Origin of the sequence: Alteromonas sp. LOR (assembly GCF_000753865.1) — a bacterium.
In the GTDB taxonomy this organism is placed as follows: Bacteria; Pseudomonadota; Gammaproteobacteria; order Enterobacterales; family Alteromonadaceae; genus Alteromonas.
The window spans coordinates 518897-540655 of record NZ_JQFW01000015.1 but is presented as its reverse complement, the minus strand read 5'-3'; the positions used below and the strand labels follow the sequence as shown (position 1 = coordinate 540655).

18 protein-coding genes are annotated in these 21759 nt (G+C 45.3%); 2 read left to right on the top strand and 16 right to left on the bottom strand.

What is annotated here, in order from left to right; genetic code table 11:
• The first annotated feature begins 217 nt into the window (after positions 1-217).
• Complete coding sequence (locus tag JV36_RS0107690) at positions 218-451, top strand: hypothetical protein (RefSeq protein ID WP_032094361.1); 234 nt, start codon at positions 218-220, stop codon at positions 449-451.
• Positions 452-473: 22 nt separating this feature from the next.
• Here JV36_RS0107690 and JV36_RS0107685 read toward each other — a convergent pair whose 3' ends face one another.
• Positions 474-2438, bottom strand: a complete 1965-nt coding sequence (locus tag JV36_RS0107685) for a cation:proton antiporter domain-containing protein (protein WP_081926559.1) — start codon at positions 2436-2438, stop codon at positions 474-476.
• Between the two features lie 375 nt (positions 2439-2813).
• On the opposite strand from JV36_RS0107685, the gene JV36_RS0107680 reads away from it, so the two are divergent.
• Positions 2814-3713: a GGDEF domain-containing protein gene (locus JV36_RS0107680; RefSeq protein ID WP_032094360.1), complete on the top strand. Its 900-nt coding sequence runs from the start codon at positions 2814-2816 to the stop codon at positions 3711-3713.
• 115 nt (positions 3714-3828) lie between these two features.
• Here the strand turns inward: JV36_RS0107680 and tilS are convergent, their stop codons facing one another.
• From tilS to pyrH, 15 genes are all read right to left on the bottom strand, one after another.
• On the bottom strand, positions 3829-5163 hold the full coding sequence (gene tilS, locus JV36_RS0107675) for a tRNA lysidine(34) synthetase TilS (RefSeq protein ID WP_032094359.1): 1335 nt from the start codon (positions 5161-5163) through the stop codon (positions 3829-3831).
• An 18-nt stretch (positions 5164-5181) separates the two neighbouring features.
• On the bottom strand, positions 5182-6138 hold the full coding sequence (gene accA / locus JV36_RS0107670) for an acetyl-CoA carboxylase carboxyl transferase subunit alpha (protein WP_032094358.1): 957 nt from the start codon (positions 6136-6138) through the stop codon (positions 5182-5184).
• 68 nt (positions 6139-6206) lie between these two features.
• A complete protein-coding gene (gene dnaE, locus JV36_RS0107665) occupies positions 6207-9671 on the bottom strand; it encodes a DNA polymerase III subunit alpha (protein ID WP_081926581.1) in 3465 nt (1154 codons plus the stop codon).
• Positions 9672-9774: 103 nt separating this feature from the next.
• Positions 9775-10350, bottom strand: coding sequence for a ribonuclease HII (gene rnhB, locus JV36_RS0107660; protein ID WP_032094357.1), 576 nt, complete (start codon positions 10348-10350; stop codon positions 9775-9777).
• Positions 10343-11491 carry a lipid-A-disaccharide synthase gene (gene lpxB, locus JV36_RS0107655; protein ID WP_032094356.1) on the bottom strand — a complete coding sequence of 383 codons (1149 nt, stop codon included), beginning with the start codon at positions 11489-11491 and terminating at the stop codon, positions 10343-10345. The genes rnhB and lpxB overlap by 8 nt, the downstream gene beginning before the upstream one ends.
• 2 nt (positions 11492-11493) lie before the next feature.
• A complete protein-coding gene (gene lpxA / locus JV36_RS0107650) occupies positions 11494-12264 on the bottom strand; it encodes an acyl-ACP--UDP-N-acetylglucosamine O-acyltransferase (protein WP_032094355.1) in 771 nt (256 codons plus the stop codon).
• A 1-nt stretch (position 12265) separates the two neighbouring features.
• Entirely contained in the window at positions 12266-12715 is a 450-nt protein-coding gene (fabZ, locus tag JV36_RS0107645) for a 3-hydroxyacyl-ACP dehydratase FabZ (protein ID WP_032094354.1), read from the bottom strand.
• Positions 12716-12887: 172 nt separating this feature from the next.
• Positions 12888-13403: an OmpH family outer membrane protein gene (locus JV36_RS0107640; RefSeq protein WP_032094353.1), complete on the bottom strand. Its 516-nt coding sequence runs from the start codon at positions 13401-13403 to the stop codon at positions 12888-12890.
• Between the two features lie 73 nt (positions 13404-13476).
• Positions 13477-15954: an outer membrane protein assembly factor BamA gene (bamA, locus tag JV36_RS0107635; protein ID WP_032094352.1), complete on the bottom strand. Its 2478-nt coding sequence runs from the start codon at positions 15952-15954 to the stop codon at positions 13477-13479.
• Between the two features lie 58 nt (positions 15955-16012).
• Complete coding sequence (gene rseP / locus JV36_RS0107630; RefSeq protein ID WP_032094351.1) at positions 16013-17365, bottom strand: sigma E protease regulator RseP; 1353 nt, start codon at positions 17363-17365, stop codon at positions 16013-16015.
• Positions 17359-18546 carry a 1-deoxy-D-xylulose-5-phosphate reductoisomerase gene (gene ispC / locus JV36_RS0107625; protein ID WP_032094350.1) on the bottom strand — a complete coding sequence of 396 codons (1188 nt, stop codon included), beginning with the start codon at positions 18544-18546 and terminating at the stop codon, positions 17359-17361. The genes rseP and ispC overlap by 7 nt, the downstream gene beginning before the upstream one ends.
• Positions 18546-19409: a phosphatidate cytidylyltransferase gene (locus tag JV36_RS0107620; RefSeq protein ID WP_032094349.1), complete on the bottom strand. Its 864-nt coding sequence runs from the start codon at positions 19407-19409 to the stop codon at positions 18546-18548. The genes ispC and JV36_RS0107620 overlap by 1 nt, the downstream gene beginning before the upstream one ends.
• Positions 19410-19463: 54 nt before the next feature.
• Positions 19464-20246, bottom strand: coding sequence for a polyprenyl diphosphate synthase (gene uppS / locus JV36_RS0107615; protein ID WP_081926558.1), 783 nt, complete (start codon positions 20244-20246; stop codon positions 19464-19466).
• Positions 20247-20255: 9 nt separating this feature from the next.
• The gene (frr, locus tag JV36_RS0107610; protein ID WP_032094348.1) at positions 20256-20813 is read right to left on the bottom strand and encodes a ribosome recycling factor; all 558 of its coding nucleotides are present in this window, start codon (positions 20811-20813) and stop codon (positions 20256-20258) included.
• Between the two features lie 21 nt (positions 20814-20834).
• Positions 20835-21575 (bottom strand): UMP kinase, encoded by a 741-nt coding sequence (gene pyrH, locus JV36_RS0107605; RefSeq protein ID WP_032094347.1) that lies wholly within the window; start codon positions 21573-21575, stop codon positions 20835-20837.
• Between the last annotated feature and the right edge of the window lie 184 nt (positions 21576-21759).

Sequence of the window (21759 nt, the reverse complement as noted above, 5' to 3'; positions counted from 1 at the left end):
CATCATCCAAAACACTAAAACATTCACCTTAATAATATAAACCATTGTTAATAATTGCTTTTTTATCGATGGCAACAATCTTGCTGTACATTTATCAACAAATAGGGTTTATTTAAATCATCGATATTAAGTAAACACGCTGTGTCAAACAGCCTAACAAGACAAACTAATTGTTATCGACTACACTTTTTTAACGATATTTGAGAGGGATGCCACCGTGAATTTAACTGCTATTGCTATTGTTGCTATCTGTGCTTGGGCGCTGGTCAGTATTATCGACAGCGCGAAAGATAAGAGCAAGAAAAAACTTAACAGCAAGGAATTCGATGCATACAAATCGGAAATTGCTGAATTAAAAGAGCGTATTTCGGTATTAGAGAAAATCGTTACCGACGAAAAATACGACCTCAAAAAGCAGTTTGCTGATTTAGAAAAAGACCGCGTGGCTTAATGAGTTGCAGATCTTAAGAGGGCTAATTGCCCTCTAATAGTTTACGCTCTGCCCGCTCCACTCTTCGTGGTTTGCCGGCAATAACAAGCACATCATGGGCTTGTAATATCACGTTTTCATCTGGCTCTTTCACTTCGTTACCGTCTCGACGCAATCCTTTCACCTTTACCCGCATGCGGGCAAAGTCAATGTCTTTTAAAGGTTTACCCACAAATGCAGCGCCTTCGCTAAGCACAACGGCATGGATAAACTCCAACTTATCCTCTGTACCGTAGCTTATCTCCGTGGTTTCACCTGGGTAGAAACCGTGCATGTGATCGTAACGGCCTTTTCGCTCTGCTCTTACCCGCTTCAATATTCTCGACATAGGTACACCAGCGTAATGCAACACCTGAGAGACTAGCATTAAGCTTCCCTCTTGCAGTTCAGGCACAACCTGGTTTGCTCCAGCAGAGTAAAGACTTTCTAATTGATAGTCTCGTTTCGTTCTCACCATTACGTCTGTAGAGGAAATGGTTCTGGCCTGGGTGATAACTTGTTTGGCTTTATCTACTTGATCGAAGGTCACTAACACCAAGGTGGCTTTTTCAATCGCAGTACTTATCAAGATATCTTTTTGACTCGCGTCTCCAAAAACCACTGGCTCTCCAGCATTGCGACTTTCCTGTACCCGTACAGGGTCCATATCTATGGCGACAAACTTTATCCCTTCCATTTTGAGCATGCGTGCCACCGATTGCCCTACCCGGCCGAAACCGCAAATAATGACATGATTAGTCAGGCTATCGTGGCGTACACTCGTTTCCTCATCGGTGAGGGTTAAATCACTTTTCACAATACGCTTTGCAATTAGCACACTGTTACTCATTAACCACGGGGTTAACGCCATGCTAATGACCCCCATACTGATAATCAGTGACGATTGCTGCGTTGAAAGAACACCATGGGTAGTGGCTAGCGCGGCAATAACAAAGCTAAACTCTCCTATTTGGCAAAGTTTCACGCCAGCCGACCATCCGTCAATGGGGTCGGTTTTAACCAGCATTGATGCAAGCCTTACTAGTACCACCTTCACCAGCATAAGGGCAAAGACACCAAAAACGATTTCAAATAGATTGCTCCACAACACGCTTAAATCTAGCTGCATGCCAACAGTAACAAAAAACAATCCCATCAAAATGTCTCTAAAGGGGCGAATATCTGCCTCTAGCTGATATTTATACTGGCTTTCTCCCAACATCATTCCAGCTAGAAAAGCCCCTAGCGCCATTGAAAGACCAAAATAGTAGGTTAATCCACCGGCCAATAAAGCGATTAATATAGTGGTAAGAACGAACAGTTCATCGGTTCTCGTTCTGGCGACCTCTCTAAATACCCATGGGAGTACCCACTTACCAACAGACATAAGAAAGGCGATAACGAACACACCTTTAAGTAATGCCTCACCTAATGCTAAGCCAATACTTACTTCACCTGTTTGTGCTAGCAAGGGAATGGCAATAAGAAAAGGAACAACGGCTAAGTCTTGGAAAAGCAGAATACTGATTGCTAGCTGAGTGCGGCGATTGTTTAAGATCCCCATTTCAGTGGCCTGCTTTATTACAATAGCTGTCGAGCTTAGTGCGAGGGTTCCGCCCACAATGATGGAAGCACTTAATGACAACCCTAAAAAGTACGGAACGCTTGTGAAGACTGCAGTGGTGATCAACATCTGCCCCAAGCCAACCCCAAAAACTAATGAGCGCATTGCAAGCAATTTAGGTAATGAAAATTCAAGCCCTAGAGAGAACAGCAAAAATACAATGCCCACTTCGGCCAGCAGATGCATCTGCTCTGGATGAGCAAATACCGATAATATTTGTGGGCCAGCAAGAATGCCTGCAAAGAGGTAGGCAAGAATAGGTGGTAAGTGCGCTCGCTTAAATAAAGCAACCGCACACACCGATATAAACATTAAAACCACTATGTTTAAAAAACCAGCTCCCACTTTACCTCCGTTACTTCTTTTAAATATTCAGTGATTACTTCACAGCTTCCACTGAACTAGCAGAACCATTGAGTTAACAGGGCCGCCTAGTGAGAAAGCCCAATGCGTCAAAAAAGAATTGGCACTTAGTTTGCAACGCTCTTAATCAATAACGTGTTAGCGTGCACGTGTTACATCTGTCGATAGCATTCGCCGATGTATTCGACGATTCATTCGACGATTCATTCGCCGATTCATTCGCCGATATAACAGCCCCGATGCACGCCAGCATTTAAGATAAATATTGCCGCCTTGCCCATGCTTGGCGTCAGTATACGCACCAGTGTCAGTGATTTGACACACAACCGATGCAACATATTGCGAAAAGGGTACGCCGTGGAATTCTCAACGTCAGTATACGATAGCACACACCATAGCAGTTTTTATCCGAGAGAGTCACAGGCTCACGGGCTTTCTGTGAGTGAACTGACTGTATTCATCAATCGACTACTTTCTACACTTGAGCTTGAAGAGTTGGGTACACTCTATTTCCAACAGCTGAACGCTCTTTTGCCAGTGGCAGGTTTGAGCTTGACTGATTTTGACCCCCGCTGGGTGTACGGCAATGCAAAAATTTCGTCAACCCTGATTGATTTGCCTCTACAAGGCTCTGCATCGAAAGGTGGAGAACAAGCGCACGCCTACTATTACATTAGCTCACCTCTTTCGCTGTCGCAACGTGAGATACTTTTTCAACTTCATGATTTATTTGGTAAACAAGTAAAACATGCCGTATCGCATTCGCGCATGAAGAGTATGGCAACAAAAGATGGCTTAACGGAGCTAGGTAATCGTATTGCCTTTGAACAAGCTATGATCCGTCAGCGTAGCTGGGCACAGCGCCGAGATGAACCATTTTCACTTTTGGTGTTAGACTTAGATAACTTTAAGCAGGTGAATGACACGTTTGGACACAGTGAGGGAGACCGTGTGTTGGCACATGTGGCTTCGCGTTTAGTGAACGTGCTGCGCAATGAAGATGAGCCCTTTAGGTATGGTGGCGATGAGTTTTGCTGCATTTTAGACTGTCAAACCGAACAGCAGCTTTCATGTGCCGCTGAGCGAATAAAGGCCAGTATCAGTGGTTCCGATTACTTGGTGAATTTAGGCATTTCATGCAGCCTAGGCGGCGCACTCTATCGCGTAGGTGATACGACGCACAGTATGTTCGACCGAGCTGATAGTGCGCTGTACAAAGTAAAAAGTTCAGGAAAGGATGATTATCAAGCCGCATAATCACTGTTGCCTGCATACCTAATTAGGATTTTGATTAGGACTCTGTCTTATTTACAACTCTGAGCTAATGGCGAATCTGTTCTTTTTAAAACTAAAACGCGGCAAACTCTTGCCGCTAATCCTCTAAGCAGTGCTCGATACGTATATCTACCTTTACGCTGCTGTCTTCACGTCTTAAATAAAGGCACTCCCTATTGGCAATGACTGCTACCGGAGTATCGCCAATAAAAATTACCGGTACGCCCTGTCGCTCCCAACGAGGCACGCGCCATACCTTAAACCAGTTTTTTAACTCTTTTGACACCCCAGCTTGCTCAGGTTTAACCTTAAGCCCTCGCATATCAGTTTTAAGACAAATTGCCTCGTCACTGTTTTCAAGAGACACGGTGACGCTCATACTCAACCACGCTAGGCAAGTCGTCTCGTGATTGTTCAGTGCCAGCGTTGCCGGAATATCTTCTGTTGGCTTTACCACCCAGTAAATATCGCCATTAGAGCGCGCAACTTTACCCCACTTAAACGACATTTCCGGTGTAGCATCTTGTTTAGCACCTAGCATGGAAAGCAGTTCATCTAATTGTGCTTTTGACGGCGCTAGTTGCCCTTGCTGGGTAAACCACAATCGAATCACTGCTTTTTGCCAGGGTATCGACAGTGTTGACAGAGCATCGCCATTAATACGAATCGGTGATAGCTGGCAGTCGTTTAAAAATTGATTGGCAGTATCATTGATTAAATGAGACTGTTCTGCGCATAGCAACGCACTGCGACTTACCGTTTTGGCTAATTCAGGCCAGCGCGCAACTAAGTCAGGAATAATATCATTTCGCAAAAAGTTTCTATCGAAACTGGTTTCAAAATTCGACTCATCTTCAACCCAGCTCAATGCCTCACACTGAGCAAAACTGACGATATCCTCCTTTTTGAGGTTTAACATAGGTCGCAAAACCAAGGTGTTCCCTCGCCACTGAGACTCAGCCATACCGGCAAGTCCTTGGGGCCCGGCTCCACGTTTTAACTGCAGCAGTACTGTCTCTAATTGGTCTTCTGCATGCTGCCCAAGAAGCAGTACGCCTCCTATTTGCTTGCAAGCACTTAGTAGGGCGTGATAACGCGCCTTTCTTGCCTCAGCTTCAATACTTTTACGTGAACTTGTATCAACGACAACCCGCTGCTGGTGATATACAACATCATTTATTCTGCATTGTAAGTCGCAATGCTTTGACCACGCGTCGGCATTATCGCTTAGCCCGTGATGAATATGCACTGCATGTAGCTCGCAGTGATATTGGTCGCGATATAATAAGGCTAATTGTAAGAGTACTGATGAGTCCACTCCGCCGCTAAAAGCAACGACAAGGGGGGAATGTAAAGGAAGATTCGCTTCATTGAGACCAGCAGCAATTGAGTCAATTACCTGCTGGCCTATTTCAGTTGATATGGGGGGCACACACTGTCCGTTTGTTAATTAGCAGTAGCCAAACGACATGAGTCGCTGATAGCGCTCTTCAAGCAGTTTGTCTTTGTCTAACTCTTTCAGTTGACTCAACTGCTGTTTCAGTACCGCTTTTAAATTGGCAGCCATGCTGTTGTGATCTCGATGAGCACCGCCCAAAGGCTCCTCAACAATACTGTTAATCAGCCCAAGCTCTTTAATTTGCGGAGCACTAACACCCATTGCTTCTGCGGCTAGTGGCGCTTTCTCTGCGCTTTTCCACAAGATTGAAGCACACCCTTCTGGTGAGATAACAGAGTAGGTTGAATATTGAAGCATATTTACTCTATCGCCCACGCCAATGGCTAATGCACCACCAGAGCCGCCTTCACCAATAACGGTACAGATGATAGGCACAGTGAGCTCTGCCATTTCAAAAAGGTTCTTCGCAATAGCTTCGCTTTGCCCACGCTCTTCAGCTCCTACGCCAGGGTATGCACCTGGTGTATCGATAAAGGTAATGATAGGTAAATTAAAACGTTCCGCCATTTTCATTAAACGTAGCGCTTTGCGGTACCCTTCTGGCTTCGGCATACCAAAATTGCGTCTGACTTTTTCGTTGGTGTCTCGGCCTTTTTGATGCCCGATTACCATTATTGGCTGACCGTCTAGCATTGCCGGGCCGCCAATAATCGCTTTATCATCCGCAAACGCTCTATCCCCTGCTAATTCATCGAATTCACTAAAAATACGAGGTATATAGTCCAATGTGTATGGACGCATTGGATGGCGGGCTATCTGAGAAACCTGCCATGCTCCGAGATCTGAAAAGATTTTCTTCGTTAGATCGGCGCTTTTGCCTCGTAACTTGTTGATCTCTTCTTCAATACCAACATCGAACTCACCGCCTTGATTAACCAGTCTTAGCTCTTCTATTTTTGCTTCTAATTCGGCTATGGGTTGCTCAAAGTCCAAAAACTGTATGCTCATTTTATGTCCTATTCTATCTACGCTCGTCAATACAAACGCGAGATGTCCAATCTATCGAACTCTACCTATTAATGGTAGAGAATTGAAACGGCTTTTTCTCCCAAACACTGTTTGAGATCGTGCAAGAGTTGATCCTCTGGGGTTACATACCACTTAACACCGCACGCTAAGGTTGCTTCGGCGTCGGGGTGCGTAACCTCTATTTGAACAGGACAACTACCGCCATTAAATGCCTGCAGAATAGATTGCATCTGACTCATTTTCTTCGTTTCAAGCGACTGGGTATCAACTTTTAACGCCAGCGCTTTCGCATTTTTCTCTCGTGCCTGAACAATGTCCATTACATCACGGGCGGTGATTGTATTGCCCCCAGAGAAATCATCAAAGCTGACCTGTCCCTTTATGAGCAATATTTTATCGGTTTCTAGCACACTTTCGAACTGTTCGTACGTATCGGGGAAAAAACGAACATCCATTCTGGCACTCTTATCATCCAGTGTCACTATTGCCCAACGACGTCCTCGTTTGTTCGTCATAACCCTTACGCCAAGGACAAGACCTACAGCACTCGACATTTGATCTTTGTTCGTTGGTTTTAAGTCCACAAGACGGCCATCGGTATAATAGCGAAGTTCATCGGCATATTGATTGATGGGGTGGCCGGTTAAATATAAACCTAAGGTGTCTTTTTCACCTTCTAACCACACTTTTTCAGGCCATTCGGGAACGTCGGCAAAGGCCTGCTCTACTTCATCGGGCTCAGTGGTCAGTAGTCCAAACATATCGGACTGTCCAAATGACTCGGCTTTCGCATGCTGACCTGCAGCGGCGAGTGCCTCAGGCAGCGTGGCCATTAGTGTAGCTCGGTGCGGCCCTAAATTATCCATGGCGCCAGATAGTACCAACTTCTCTAGTACCCGCTTATTAACTCGCTTGGTGTCGATTTTTGCGCAAAATTCGAAAAGATCTTTAAATTCACCGTGAGTATCTCGGGCTTCAATTATGGCCTCAATTGGGCCCTCACCAACCCCTTTTATAGAGCCAATGCCATAGACAATGCGCCCTTTACTATCAACGGTGAATTTATATTTACCGGCGTTTAAGTCTGGGGGCAGGATCTCAATACCCATGCGCTCGCATTCGTCTACCAGGGTAACAATTTTATCGGTGTTATCCATATCCGCAGACATTACCGCGGCCATAAATTCGGCAGGATAATGGACTTTTAGCCACAGCGTTTGGTATGACACCAATGCATACGCCGCAGAGTGTGATTTGTTAAAACCATAGCCTGCAAACTTTTCCACCAAGTCGAAGATTTTCATGGCCAGATCAGGGTCAATGTTATTGCCCTTGGCCCCTTCAGCAAACGCGCCGCGCTGCTTAGCCATCTCCTCTGGCTTTTTCTTACCCATTGCACGACGCAGTAAGTCGGCGCCCCCAAGTGAGTAGCCCGCCATCTCTTGGGCAATCTGCATAACCTGTTCTTGGTACAATATAATACCGTAGGTAGGTTCTAGAATAACTTCCAAGCATTCGTGCTGATAATCTTTATCCGGATAGGAAATCGCTTCCCTGCCATGCTTACGGTCGATAAAGTTATCTACCATGCCCGACTGCAGTGGGCCTGGGCGAAATAACGCCACCAATGCAATGATATCTTCGAAGCTGTCAGGTCTAAGGCGCTTGATAAGCTCTTTCATACCCCTGGATTCAAGCTGGAAAACCGCCGTAGTTTCAGCATTTTGAAGCGTGCGAAAGCTTTTGGCATCGGCAAGAGGAATAGCAGAAATGTCTATATCGATATTTTTGCCTTCTTTGACCATATCAATAGCCCACTGAATGATGGTCAGCGTTCTCAGCCCCAAGAAGTCAAACTTAACTAGCCCCGCAGTTTCAACATCATTTTTGTCAAACTGGGTGACCGGGTTGTTCCCCTCGTCATCACAGTACAATGGTGAAAAGTCGGTAATAGTGGTGGGCGCAATAACAACACCACCGGCGTGCTTTCCTGCGTTACGGGTAACACCTTCCAAAATACGCGCCATATCAATGAGGTCTTTTACCTCTTCGTCTTGCTCGTATACTTGAGGAAGCTGCGGTTCCGCTTTGAATGCTTTTTCTAGGGTCATACCCGGGTCTGGCGGGATAAGCTTTGAAATTCTATCTACGAAGCCGTATGGATGTCCTAGTACCCTTCCCACGTCACGTACAACGGCCTTTGCTGCCATCGTACCAAAGGTAATAATTTGCGATACCGCTTGGCGACCGTAGAGCTCGGCAACGTGATCGATAACCTCATCCCGTCTATCCATGCAGAAGTCCACGTCAAAATCGGGCATAGATACACGTTCAGGGTTCAAAAATCGCTCGAAAAGCAAATCGAATTCAAGGGGGTCAAGGTCGGTAATTTTTAACGCATAAGCCACTAATGAACCCGCACCTGAACCACGCCCAGGTCCAACGGGTATACCGTTATCTTTACTCCATTGGATAAATTCCATCACGATAAGGAAGTAACCGGGGAATCCCATTTGGTTGATAACTTCGAGCTCTATTCGAAGTCGGTCATCGTATTCAGGGCGTTTTTCCTTGCGTTCATTTTCATCTGGAAATAAAAACTCAAGCCTGTCTTCAAGGCCTTCCTCTGATACTTTGACCAGGAAATCTTCGGTGGTCATGCCACCCGTCGGAAACTGAGGTAAGAAGTACTCATTTAAACGAACGGTAACATTGCACCGCTTCGCTATTTCAACGGTGTTTTCTATGGCTTCTGGAATATCGCTGAACAAGTCCACCATTTCTTCGGCAGTTCGCAGGTACTGCTGCTCGCTATAGCGCTTTGGGCGACGGGTGTCGTCAAGGGTATACCCATCGTGAATACACACGCGAATTTCATGGGCTTCGAAGCCTTCTCTATCAATAAAGCAAACTTCGTTGGTCGCTACTACGGGCAAGTCTTGCTGATGAGCAAATTCTACTGCACGGTGAAGGTAGTCTTCTTCTCCCACCCGTCCAGTGCGAACAAGCTCTAAGTAAAAGCGGTCTTTAAAATAAGTTTTATAGAACTCGATTGAAGCATCGAGAATTTTTGTATTATTTTTGGTTAGCCCCACGCCAACATCGCCGTGTAAACCACCAGAAAGCACGATAAGCCCTTCACTGTGCTCAGCAAGCCAAGACTGGTCGATAACCGCGCGATGAGCTAGGTGACCTCTTAAATAGGCTTTGGATATAAGCACGGTCATGTTCTTATATCCCTCATTGTTCATCGCTAATAGCGTAAGCCTAAACGGTTCGTCGCCAAATACCTCATTCGTTACCCAAAAATCAGTGCCAATGATGGGCTTGATACCCTTCGAATGCGCTTCAGAATAGAACTTCACTAGGCCGCACATATTCATTTGGTCGGTGATGGCAACTGCCGGCATTTCAAGCTCAGCCACTTTGCTCAAAATGGGCTTAACCTTGTTAAGCCCATCCATCATTGAATAATCACTGTGGACCCGTAAATGAATAAATGGCGAAGACATGATGTTATTTCTCTTTTTTAATTTTTGCGAGGCATCTTGCGCTAGCAGCATTGTTAATAATTGTGCGTTAGCAGTTTTTTAACTACTGTGCGCTAGCAGCGTTTTAATTGTTATTTGTTAGCAACGCCTTTACCGGCTTAAAACTTTTTCGATAGCAATCTAACACACCAAACTCGGCCAGTGCCGCAAAATGTGCTTTAGTGGGATAACCTTTGTGACCTGCAAAGTTGTATTGAGGAAAAGCCTCGTGCAGAGCCAACATATCATTGTCACGCTCTACTTTTGCAATAATCGACGCCGCGGATATTTCTTGATGTAGGCTATCACCTTTCACAACCGCTTCAGATGAGTAATTCCATGCAGGCAACCGATTGCCATCAACGCGCACAAAATCAGGTGTAACGGGAAGTCCTTCCACAGCTCGCACCATCGCTAACATGGTTGCGTGCAGGATATTTAACTTGTCGATTTCAGCTGGATTAGCACGACCTATATTCCAATACAGTGCCTTCTCTCGAATTTCTTGAGCTAATACAATGCGTTTTTTTTCGCTGAGTTTTTTTGAATCGTTTAGCCCTTCAATAGGGTTTGACGGGTCTAAGATAACGGCAGCGGTTACCACATCACCAACGAGAGGTCCGCGACCTACTTCATCCACACCGGCTATTAATTTATCCAAGTAACTCCTCCACTACCGCTTTTGCAGCTGTTTTGTCAGCGTCACATTTTAGCGTATGGTGGAGTTCGGTGAAACGGGAAATAAGTGCAGAATTGTCACTTTCAAAGAAACCTAATAATTGATTGCTCATATTCTCAGCGTTTACGTCCTCTTGAAGTAATTCTGGAACAATTGCATCGTTAGCAAGTAAGTTAGGCAAGGCAAAATACGGCGCTTTGTAAATGCGCTGCATAATTTTGTAGGTAAGCGGAGCCAGTTTATACGCAACAACCATGGGCCGCTTACACAGCATGGCTTCTAAGGTTGCTGTGCCAGAGGCCAAGAGTATGACATCACTGGCAATCATGGCATCACGGGCAGTACCTGTCGTGATGTGGATAGGGAGTCGCGATTGAGCATCATCAGCCTGCGCTAAAAACGCTTCAATTTGTACTAAACGGTGTTCATTAGCAGCAGGAATGACAAATTGGATATCGGGACGCTTATTGTGGATAGCTTCCATAGTGTCCAAAAAAACGGGCAGTAAGGTATCAACTTCGCCTCGCCGTGAACCAGGCAACACCGCCAAAACAGGCTTGTCAGCTGCAATATTCAACGTAGCCCTAGAAAGAGACTGATCCGGCACTAAAGCGATGGTATCCGCCATAGTGTGACCAACGAACGTATAGGGAACCTGATATTTATCGTATACCTTTTGCTCAAAAGGAAACAAACCCAACACGCGGCTCGCTGCATTCGCAATTTTGTGAATACGTTTCTCTCGCCATGCCCACACAGTGGGACTGACATAGTGAAGGGTTTTTATACCCCGCTGTTTAAGCGTCTTTTCCACACGCAAATTAAAATCTGGTGCATCTATACCAATAAATATGTCTGGGGGGTTCTGCTCAAAGTGGGCGAGCAGCTGCTTTTTCACTTTTAGGATGGCAGGAAGATGGGACAATACTTCGATAAGGCCCATTACCGACAGCGTTTCCATGTCAAATAATGTGTTAAAACCTTGGGCCTGCATATTAGGGCCACCAATACCCTCTATAACTGCATCGGGGTATTGGCGCTTTAGTTCAGCGACCACTCCAGCGGCCAATACATCCCCGGAAGGCTCTCCGGCAACCATGCCAATTCGTAATGGCGTTTTCATGACTATCGAATTATGCCTCGCTCAGCATGGCGAAGAAACTCTACCATTCGCGCCACACCCTCGTGATCGTTAGCGGGTGCTTCTAACGCGTCGATGGCCTCTTCAATGGTATTGCCAGCACGATAAATTACCTTGTATGCGCGCTTTATCGCAAGCACTTCGTCCTTTTCAAAACCTCTGCGCTTAAGGCCTTCTGAATTAATGCCTTGAGGAATATTTTTGTGACCGCTCACCATAACAAACGGCGGAACGTCTCTTAAAATAATGCCGCCAGCACCTAAAAAGGCATGAGCTCCAATTTTGCAGAACTGATGAATACCCACTGCGCCACCAACAATAACAAAATCATCCATGTGAACATGGCCTGCAATTGCACAGTTATTAGCGACAATGATGTCGTCGCCGAGCACACAGTCGTGGGCAATATGGGCATTAACCATAAACAAGCCGCGAGAGCCGATAATGGTCACGCCTTCGTCCTGCACGGTACCGCGATGGACAGTAACACCTTCACGAAATTCGTTGTCGTCGCCAATAATGAGTTCGGTGGGCTCGCCTGCATACTTCTTATCTTGGCAGTCCTCACCAATAGACGAAAACTGAAAGAACTTGTTATTTTTGCCTATTCGCGTTGTACCGCGAACAACTACGTGCGACTTCAAGATGCAACCATCGCCAATAGTTACATTATCGTCGACCACACAAAATGGACCAATAGTGACATTTTCACCAATGGTAGCGCTCTCTGAAATTACCGCAGTAGGATGGATCACGTTATGCTATCTCTCTCATCGCACACATAAATTCTGCACTGCATACTAAATCGCCATTGACGGTTGCAGTACCTTTAAACTTCCAGATCCCTCTTCTTTCTTTCACTAACGCCACGTCAAAGTCTAGTTTATCACCAGGCACTACCGGGCGCTTGAAGCGGGCGTTATCAATTCCTGCATACAAGTATAGACTGTCATTTTTGCCCATGGTTTTAAAACCAAGTACACCTGCCGCTTGCGCCATCGCTTCAAGAATAAGCACGCCTGGAAAAATGGGCTGGCCTGGAAAATGACCGGTAAAACACGGTTCGTTAATCGTAATATTTTTATACGCCTTGATTGACTCGCCAAGGACGTAATCGGTGACGCGATCGACTAACAGAAAAGGATAACGATGTGGCAATAGTGCCATTATTTCCTGTATTTCGATGGTATTAAGTGAATTGGTCAAGAACTTTCTCCTGTAATCAAGCATGACCTAGCAACTGATTTATGGTCAAACTCGCCGTAAAACTAAATTCGGCGGCAACCATACGCTGTTAAACGCAAAAAACAAATCAGACCAACACCTTTCGGTTGTTGGTCTGATAAATTGTTGCACACTACCCGCCTTGGCAATGTTTTTAGTTAGCTTTGCTAACCTGTTCTAATACTTGCTCAGACAGGTCGTGGTCTTCTTTAGCAAAGGCTACCGCACCAGCGTTAAGTACAAGGTCATAACCTTGTTTCGCCGCTACTGTATCGATTGCTTGTTTGATAAGACCTAGCAGCTTGTTACGCTCTTCGTTGCTACGACGCTGAATGTTTTGCTGAAGTGGCTGACCTTTTTGAGACAACTCTTCACGAACAGATAAGATCTTTTGTTCTAGTTCTTTTTTCTCTGAGTCGCTCATAGTTGCTGCATCGCGCTGAAGGCGTTCTGCGTAGAACTGACCGTCACGTTGAAGCTGATTAACTTCTTCAATCTGATCTTTAAACTCTAATTGAATTGCGTTTTGCAACTCTGCAGCCTGAGGCATAGCTTGGAAAATACCTTGCACGTCTACCACGGCCATTTTCTGCTCTGCCATTACTGACGTACTGACTAGTGCACTGCTTAGCATTGCACCTGCAACGATATGTTTAACCAACTGTTTCAAAGGGAACTCCTTTTTGTATCTTCTTGTTTGGGACACACGAAGTGCGAGCCCGCTTTTCTAATTAAAAACGTATCTAAAAAGTTTGACCAATGTTGAAAGTGAAGAATCTCGCATCATCACCATCACGCTCTTGGATCATTCTAGAGAAGCTGAATACCATTGGCCCCATGGGAGAAACCCACTGAACCGATAAACCTGCCGAACTACGATACAGAGTCCAGTCTGAATAGTCCAATAGCTCACCCTGCTGATTCGGGCTAACGTTCAACTGTCTGAATCTTTCGTAATCGAATTCAGTATCCCATACGTTACCCACATCCACAAACAAACTTGTTCTTACCGAGTTGTCCATGTCAGCTTCAACAAACGGTGTTGGAACAATAAGCTCAATACCACCGAGTGCCATTGCGTTACCACCTAGACTTTGTCTAGACCACGATATAACCGCGTCAGCCGGATCCGTTGGGAACGCTTCGCCGTCTGGGCCTATTATATTACCAGGTGACGATACCAGTAAACCTCTTGGGCCAACGGTGTTGTTTTCAAACCCACGTAGTGAGTCTGCACCACCCGCGGTGAAGTTTTCTGTGAACGGAAGAATTTGTTCATTGCCGTTTATGTCGCCATAGCCGTTTCCGTACCCTAAGCGAACTCGAGCTAAGAAAGACCAACGATTATTACGCGACAGTGGAAAATACCACTTACCATCAAACACAGATTTAAAGTATGTTACATCAGAGTTAGGCGTTGTAGCACTAAATGAAGCGCGCTGCGATGAACCTGCAGTTGGGAACAAGCCACGGTTTAAGGTAACTCTGCTCCAACTCACACTTGCAAGGTAGCTGTCATATTTTACCGCTGCATCTGGATCGTTTCCATCTGGGAATTGATTGTAGAAGCGTTCGGTTTGCTCGTAGAAACCACGGTTAAATAGTTCAACATTGCTATAGGTTAGACCGAAGTTAATACGGTTTACTTCGTTTATCGGGTAACCAATATTTGCACCAATAGACCAGCGCTTCGAGTTGTACTGGATAACGTTAAAGTCTGAACCATCAAATTCGCTGTAACCAATACTTCCACCTAAACTGATACCGTCGATGGTGAAGTAAGGGTCGTTATAGGTTATTTGCGCTGACTTCTGATAAGAAACCGTGCTTAGGTTAAGGCCCACGCGTTTACCAGTACCTAGGAAGTTATCCTGCTGAATACCCGCTTGCAGACTCAATTTCGTTCTGTCGCCGTAACCGATACCCGCGTTAAATGAACCAGAAGGCTGCTCTTTAACGTTGAAGTTAACGTCTACTTTATCTTCTGAGCCAGGAATTCGTACTGTTTCAAACTCTACATTTTCCATGTAAGTAAGACGAGATAGCTGGCTTTTTGACACCTCAAGCTGGCTATTTGACAACCACGTGCCTTCCATCTGACTTACATTTTGGCGCAGTACGTCATCGGCGGTAACTACGTTTCCGTTAAATTTAATACGGTTAACGTAGATGCGCTTACCCGGGTCGACAGACAATGTCAGTTTCACCGTTTTGTCTTCATCGTTAATATCAGGCACGGTAGTTACCGTTGGATAGGCATAGCCAAATCGGCCAAGATATTTGCTGATGAATTCTTCTGTGTAAGTCACTTCACCTTGGTTATAAAGCTCACCAGGTGTTAACGGCAGTACACGCTCAATATATTCTTCGTGTCCGAGAACATCACCCACAAGCTCTACTTCTGAAATGGTGTATTGCTCACCTTCAGACACGTTCATGGCTACGTAGATACCGCTTTTCTCTGGTGTCATAGAGACCTGCGTTGAATCTACATTGAAGCGCAGGTAACCACGGTCGAGGTAGTGGTTGCGCAACGATTCCATATCACCTTGCAGTGTTTGCTGCTGATAACGGGTTTCAGATAAGAAATCCCACCAAGGGGTGTCGTATTGAAGTTCAAACGACTCCATCAACTCTTCATCTGAAAACAGCTCGTTTCCAACAATGTTAATTTGTTCTATTTCCGCTGCGTCCCCTTCTTCGAAAAGAAGCTTTAGATCCACACGATTACGCGGTAGAGGCGTAATAATGGCGGTAACGTCAGCGTTATATTTACCGATACTGTAGAAGAAATCCTTAAGACCATTCTCAATAGAGGTTAATACGGTTTTGTCTAGGGGTTCACCAATCCTTATGCCATTTCCATCTAAGCTTTCTTGCAGCTGCTCATCTTTGATGTCGTCATTGTCTTCAAAAATGATATTACTGATGGTTGGACGTTCAGACACGCGCACAACGAGTGTGTTGCCATCCCTCAATATCTCAACGTTTTCAAAGTGAGTTGAAGAATATAACGAACGGATAAGCTGAGTTACACGGAATGTATTTAGCTCATCACCTACTTGCACAGGCAAGTAAGTTAACGCCGCACCAAGTGCTACACGTTGTAAACCTTCAACACGAATGTCTTGTACTACGAATTCACTGTTTTGCGCCGCAGCATTGGCAAAGCTAGCACTGGAAAGAATAACTCCGGCTGCTACTAACTGTTTTAACTTCATCTATTTTTCTTTTCCTGGCCGCGTTTCATATTTGCTGTTTTGTACTTCCTGATATTCATCAGGTTATGCGAGCAATATCGTTAAAAATAGCGATACCCATAATCATAAACAGAAGCACGCCACCTATTCGGTAACCCCATTCTTGCACCGCTTCGGGCACAGGCTTGCCAGTGATCCATTCAACGATAAAAAACATCAAATGACCACCATCAAGCATGGGCAGGGGTAATAAATTTATAATGCCTAAATTTACGCTTATTAAGGCTAGAAAACTCAAGAAGTATGCAAGCCCATAACCAGCGCTTGTACCTGCTCCTTGAGCAATTGAGATAGGCCCACTCAAATTTTTAACTGACACATCGCCAGTGAGTAATTTGCCTATCATTTCGACACTGAGTGTCATTAAGCGCCATGTTTTATCTAGCGCTGTCCCAATAGCCTCTATAATGCCATATTGATGCGTAAACACATACCCCTCTGGCCAAGACTCAAACGTTGGGCTCACGCCAAGATACCCACTTTGCCCTTGTGGTGTATCACGGCGCGCTATCGTGGCACGTAGCGTCTGTTGCTGTCCATCCCGTTCAATAACAAGAGATATAACCTCTCCAGGACTTTCAACAACTTCATCAACTAACGCATTCCACGATGCAAGCTTATTACCATTAAGTGCAACGATTTTATCACCAGGCAAAAGCCCCGCTTCCTTCGCTGCACTATCATCGCCTACAAAACCAACGGTTAAAGTTGGATTTGGGCGAAATGGCGTCAATCCTAAGCTGCTTAAAGGAGACTCGATATCTGGGTCAAAGTTCCAAGTATCCAGTGTAAATATGAGTTCTTTTTCTGTATTCGATGAATTTCTAACGGTAACTACGGTATTGTCACCGCCAATATTTGACACTAACTCTAAGTTAACAGCTTCCCAGTCTGGCGTGTTTCGCCCGTCAATATTGATAATTTCATCGCCTGGTTGCACACCTGCCATGTGAGCAATACTGTCAGGTTCTACCGCTTTAACTATTGGCTTAACCGTCTCTAGACCTACTATGTACATTAGCCAGAGCGCAAAAAACGCAAATATAAAATTAACGCCTGGGCCCGCAGCAATTATGGCCATACGTTGCAATACGGTTTTGTTGTTAAAGGCTTTATTCTCAAGTTCAGGTGGGACATCGTCAATTCGCCCATCAAGCATCCGCACGTATCCGCCAAGTGGGATCATGGCAATTACATATTCTGTACCTGACTTACTCAACTTGCGCCAAATCGGCTTGCCAAAGCCTATGGAAAAACGCTCTACCTGCACCCCACATTTTCGCGCCACATAAAAGTGACCCCATTCGTGAACGGCAACAAGAATACCGAGAGCAAGAATGAATGCACCCAGACTCCAAAAAAATGCTAGCACTGAAATTTACCTCGAATTAATTCGTTCGCTTTGGTTCTAGCCAATGCGTCTTGCTCCAATATCTGCTGAATAGACGTCATCTCAACCATAGACAGCGCATTGAGTGTCGCCTCGTTGACTTTTGCAATATCACAAAAAGCAATTTGCCCCTCTAAAAAGTGCGCTACTGCAACTTCATTGGCTGCATTTAAGCTGGTCGTTGCACACTGCCCTTCTTGACAAGCGTCTATTGCCAACTTCAAATTTGGATATCGTTCAAAGCACGGAGTGTGGAAGCTGAAGTCGGCTAAGCTTTTGAAATCTAGCGGCTTGACACCAGCGTCGATTCGCTGAGGATGTGCTAAGCCGTAAGCAATGGGCGTGCGCATATCCGGATTCCCCATTTGGGCAATCACCGAACCATCAACGTACTGCACCATTGAGTGAATAATGCTTTGCGGGTGAATAACAACATCAATATCGCTGGCATTGACACCGAATAGCCAACATACCTCAATAAACTCAAGCCCCTTATTCATCATGGTGGCTGAATCGATAGTAATCTTTCTGCCCATGGACCAATTAGGGTGAGTTGCAGCCTCATCGATAGTAATGCTACCAAAGGAGTCTAACGCTCGCTCTCTAAACGGTCCGCCAGAGCCAGTAAGCAATATTTTTGCAATACCGGAGGCCGCTAAATCGCCGTAGGTATAATCATGGGGTAGGCATTGGAAAATAGCGTTGTGTTCACTATCAATAGGCAGAATTTGCGCACCGCTTTTATTCGCCGCATCGATAAAGAGCGCTCCGGACATAACCAATGCTTCTTTATTGGCAAGCAATACACGCTTTCCCGCTTTTACCGCGGCCATGGTGGGCAGCAAACCTGCAGCACCGACAATTGCCGCCATCACAGCATCGACTTCTGGCGCGCTTGAAACATCTTCTAAGGCCTGCTGGCCGCATAGAATTTCTGCTTCAACATTATGTTGCTTAGCTAGTTGTAAAGCATCGTCGTAATTTGAAGGGTCAGCAATGACCACGTAACGGGGCGAGCATTTATTCGCCTGCTCCATAAGCAAAGATAACTGCGTGTTGCCAGTGATAGCAAAAATGCGATATTTGTCTGGATGGCGGTTAATAACATCAAGTGTATTACAACCAATGGAGCCTGTGGCCCCTAATACCGTTACCGTCTCCATTACGCCATCCAAGTAACATAGCAAAACGCGAAAACAGGAAACGCAGCTGTTAAGCTGTCAATACGGTCTAAGACTCCACCATGCCCAGGTAAAATCTTGCCACTGTCTTTAATGCCCGCACAACGCTTTAGCATGCTCTCGTTAAGATCGCCTAACGCTGATACTGCCACCGTAATTCCGCCGATTGCAAGGTGAAGCCAGATACGCGACGGTTCAACTTGGTAATGCAGTGCGGCAAAGGCAATAATAGCAAACGACGCAGCAATACCACCTAATAAGCCTTCTAAGCTTTTACCCGGTGATACGTTAGGACGCAATTTATGACGACCAAACTTAACGCCCACAAAAAACGCGCCAATGTCAGCAGCCCACACAATACCCAATACATAAAAGATAAGTGAGGCGCCATAGAAAGGGTCTACATCGTGCAAGCTTGTGCGAAGCGCGATAACCGCAACCCATGTAGGAATGAGGGTAAGTAAACCAAATACCGTTCGTACCACCCTGCTGTCGCGCCAAAATTTAGAATACTTTGGATAGGCAAGCACCATTGCCAATGACGCAATCCACCACACAGCAGCCACGCTGAGAATACCCGTATACAGGCTGTGCAATTGCCCTTGGTACCAGATGACACTGGCATCAACAATAAACGAAAGCACTATACAAATAGCAAATGCACCTGCCATAAAGAGCAGTTTTTTAGGTCTTTCACAGACACCCGCCATGGCTGCCCATTCGTAAGCACCGATACCTACAACGCCCGCTATAGCAATCTCAAACCAGAATATTGGTAAGAATAGAATGGCGTACAGCGCAAGTGGCGCAAGAATTAATGCGGTTATTATTCGTTGTTTTAGCATAATTTGCCCTTGGCTTTTCTATTCAGGACGAGTCCGATAATCGCCTGAGTAAACCTAATCATCGGAAACGATAACCTGCTCACCGGTGAGACCGAAACGACGTTGACGAACATTAAAATCGTCTACAGCGAGCTGAAATACATCTTCGTTGAAATCTGGCCACAGTACATCGGTGAAATAAAGCTCAGCGTAAGCGCATTGCCATAATAGGAAATTACTTATGCGGTGCTCGCCACCAGTTCTGATAAGGAGGTCTAATTCGGGTAGGTTTGCGGTAGAGGTATGTGCAGTAAACATCGCTTCATCGATATCTCTTGCGTGTATCTTACCCTCTTTCACTTGATTAGCTAATTGCTGAGCAGCATTAACAATATCCCAACGCCCGCCGTAGTTTGCTGCAATATTAAGCACTAGGTCGGCATTGTTTTTGGTCATATCTTCGGCTTTGCGAATTTTTTCTACCAACTTTGTGTCAAAGGCACTTAAATCGCCAATAACTTGAAGCCGAACGCCGTTTTTGTGCAGTCGCTTTGCCTCACTGTTAAGTACGAGGTTAAACAACTCCATCAACACGCTCACTTCCTCTTCTGGTCGCTTCCAGTTTTCGCTGGAAAAGGCAAACAGTGTGAGTGATTCAATGGCGTTTTGCCTAGCAAACCGCACTACAGAACGAACAGACTCAACACCTGCTTTGTGACCAAAAGTACGAATCTTCCCTTTCTTTTGCGCCCATCGACCGTTGCCATCCATAATGATAGCCACGTGTTTAGGGCCAGCAACTGGTGCTGGCCCTATTACGTTAGTCTTTTTGGCTGCGTTTAAACGCTTTCCAATCATGATACTAACTTATACTTCCATGAGTTCTTTTTCTTTGTCAGCAAGCATGCTGTCAACTTTCTTAATAATCTCATTAGTGATTGTCTGAATATTCTCTTCAGCAGCGCGACTTTCGTCTTCACTAATTTCTTTTTCTTTTAGTAAATCTTTTATGTCGCCATTCGCATCACGACGAATGTTTCGAATAGCAACACGTCCGCCTTCCGCTTCGTTGCGCACAACGCGGATAAGATCTTTTCTTCGCTCTTCCGTTAATGGGGGAAGAGGAATACGAATAGAACCACCTGCACTCATTGGGTTTAATCCCAAGTCAGACTGCATGATTGCTTTTTCAACGGCTTGGATAGCTGATTTATCGAAAACCGTTAGCGCTAGCGTACGGCTATCTTCTGCAATAACGTTTGCAACCTGCTTCAGCGGTGTATCTACGCCATAGTATGGCACCATGATACCGTCAAGCAGACTTGGGTGTGCACGCCCAGTGCGTATCTTGCTAAACTGGCCTTTCAGGGCAACAACACTTTTTTCCATGCGCTCTTGCGCATCTAATTCAATTTCATCAATCACGATTATATGTCCTATGTTTCTTTATTTATCATTGCCAGCGTGGCTGATTATCGTGCCTTCTTTTTCGCCCATCACTACGCGTTTAAGACAACCAGGCTTATTCATATTGAAAACGCGAATTGGGAGGCTGTGGTCACGTGCTAGGGTAAATGCTGACAAATCCATTACTTTTAGTTCCTTGTCCAATACCTCATTATAACTGAGTTGGTCGTACAAGGTAGCGTCTGGATTCTTAACCGGGTCATCGCTGTAAACACCGTCAACCTTTGTTGCTTTCAACACGGCGTCAGCTTCAATCTCGATGCCACGTAAACACGCCGCAGAGTCTGTTGTGAAAAACGGATTGCCTGTACCCGCTGAGAAGATAACGACTCTACCCGATTTTAACAGACTAATAGCCTCGGCCCAGTTGTAAGCATCACAAACGCCATTCAATGGAATAGCTGACATCATACGTGCGTTAACAAATGCTCTGTGCAACGCGTCACGCATCGCTAAGCCATTCATCACTGTAGCGAGCATACCCATGTGGTCGCCAACAACACGATTCATACCTGCCTTCGCTAAACCTTCGCCGCGAAATAAGTTACCGCCACCAATTACAAGACCCACTTGAACGCCTAGTTCAACCAACTCTTTAATTTCTTGTGCCATTCTATCAAGCACTTTAGGGTCTATACCAAACCCTTCTTCACCCATAAGGGCTTCACCGCTTAATTTTAATAGAATGCGTCGATATGCTGATTTTGGTGTGATACTCATTATTCGATATGTCCTCGTAAACCCGGTTTGTGCTATACATTTTAACGACATGCAACTGCATGAAAAAATATAGAACAAATCGCTTTAGCTCATTTTGATATGTTTATGCGTTTGCATAAGTGGTTTTGTCGCATACTACTTCTGCATACTACTTGCCATTACCGCTGCGCTTATCATTACAGCG

Coding starts and splice junctions, on each gene's coding strand:
- accA (WP_032094358.1), bottom strand. CDS start 6,138: ATGAGCATACAGTTTTTGGACTTTGAGCAACCCATAGCCGAATTAGAA.
- dnaE (WP_081926581.1), bottom strand. CDS start 9,671: ATGTCTTCGCCATTTATTCATTTACGGGTCCACAGTGATTATTCAATG.
- lpxB (WP_032094356.1), bottom strand. CDS start 11,491: ATGAAAACGCCATTACGAATTGGCATGGTTGCCGGAGAGCCTTCCGGG.
- bamA (WP_032094352.1), bottom strand. CDS start 15,954: ATGAAGTTAAAACAGTTAGTAGCAGCCGGAGTTATTCTTTCCAGTGCT.
- ispC (WP_032094350.1), bottom strand. CDS start 18,546: ATGGAGACGGTAACGGTATTAGGGGCCACAGGCTCCATTGGTTGTAAT.
- JV36_RS0107620 (WP_032094349.1), bottom strand. CDS start 19,409: ATGCTAAAACAACGAATAATAACCGCATTAATTCTTGCGCCACTTGCG.
- uppS (WP_081926558.1), bottom strand. CDS start 20,246: ATGATTGGAAAGCGTTTAAACGCAGCCAAAAAGACTAACGTAATAGGG.
- pyrH (WP_032094347.1), bottom strand. CDS start 21,575: ATGAGTATCACACCAAAATCAGCATATCGACGCATTCTATTAAAATTA.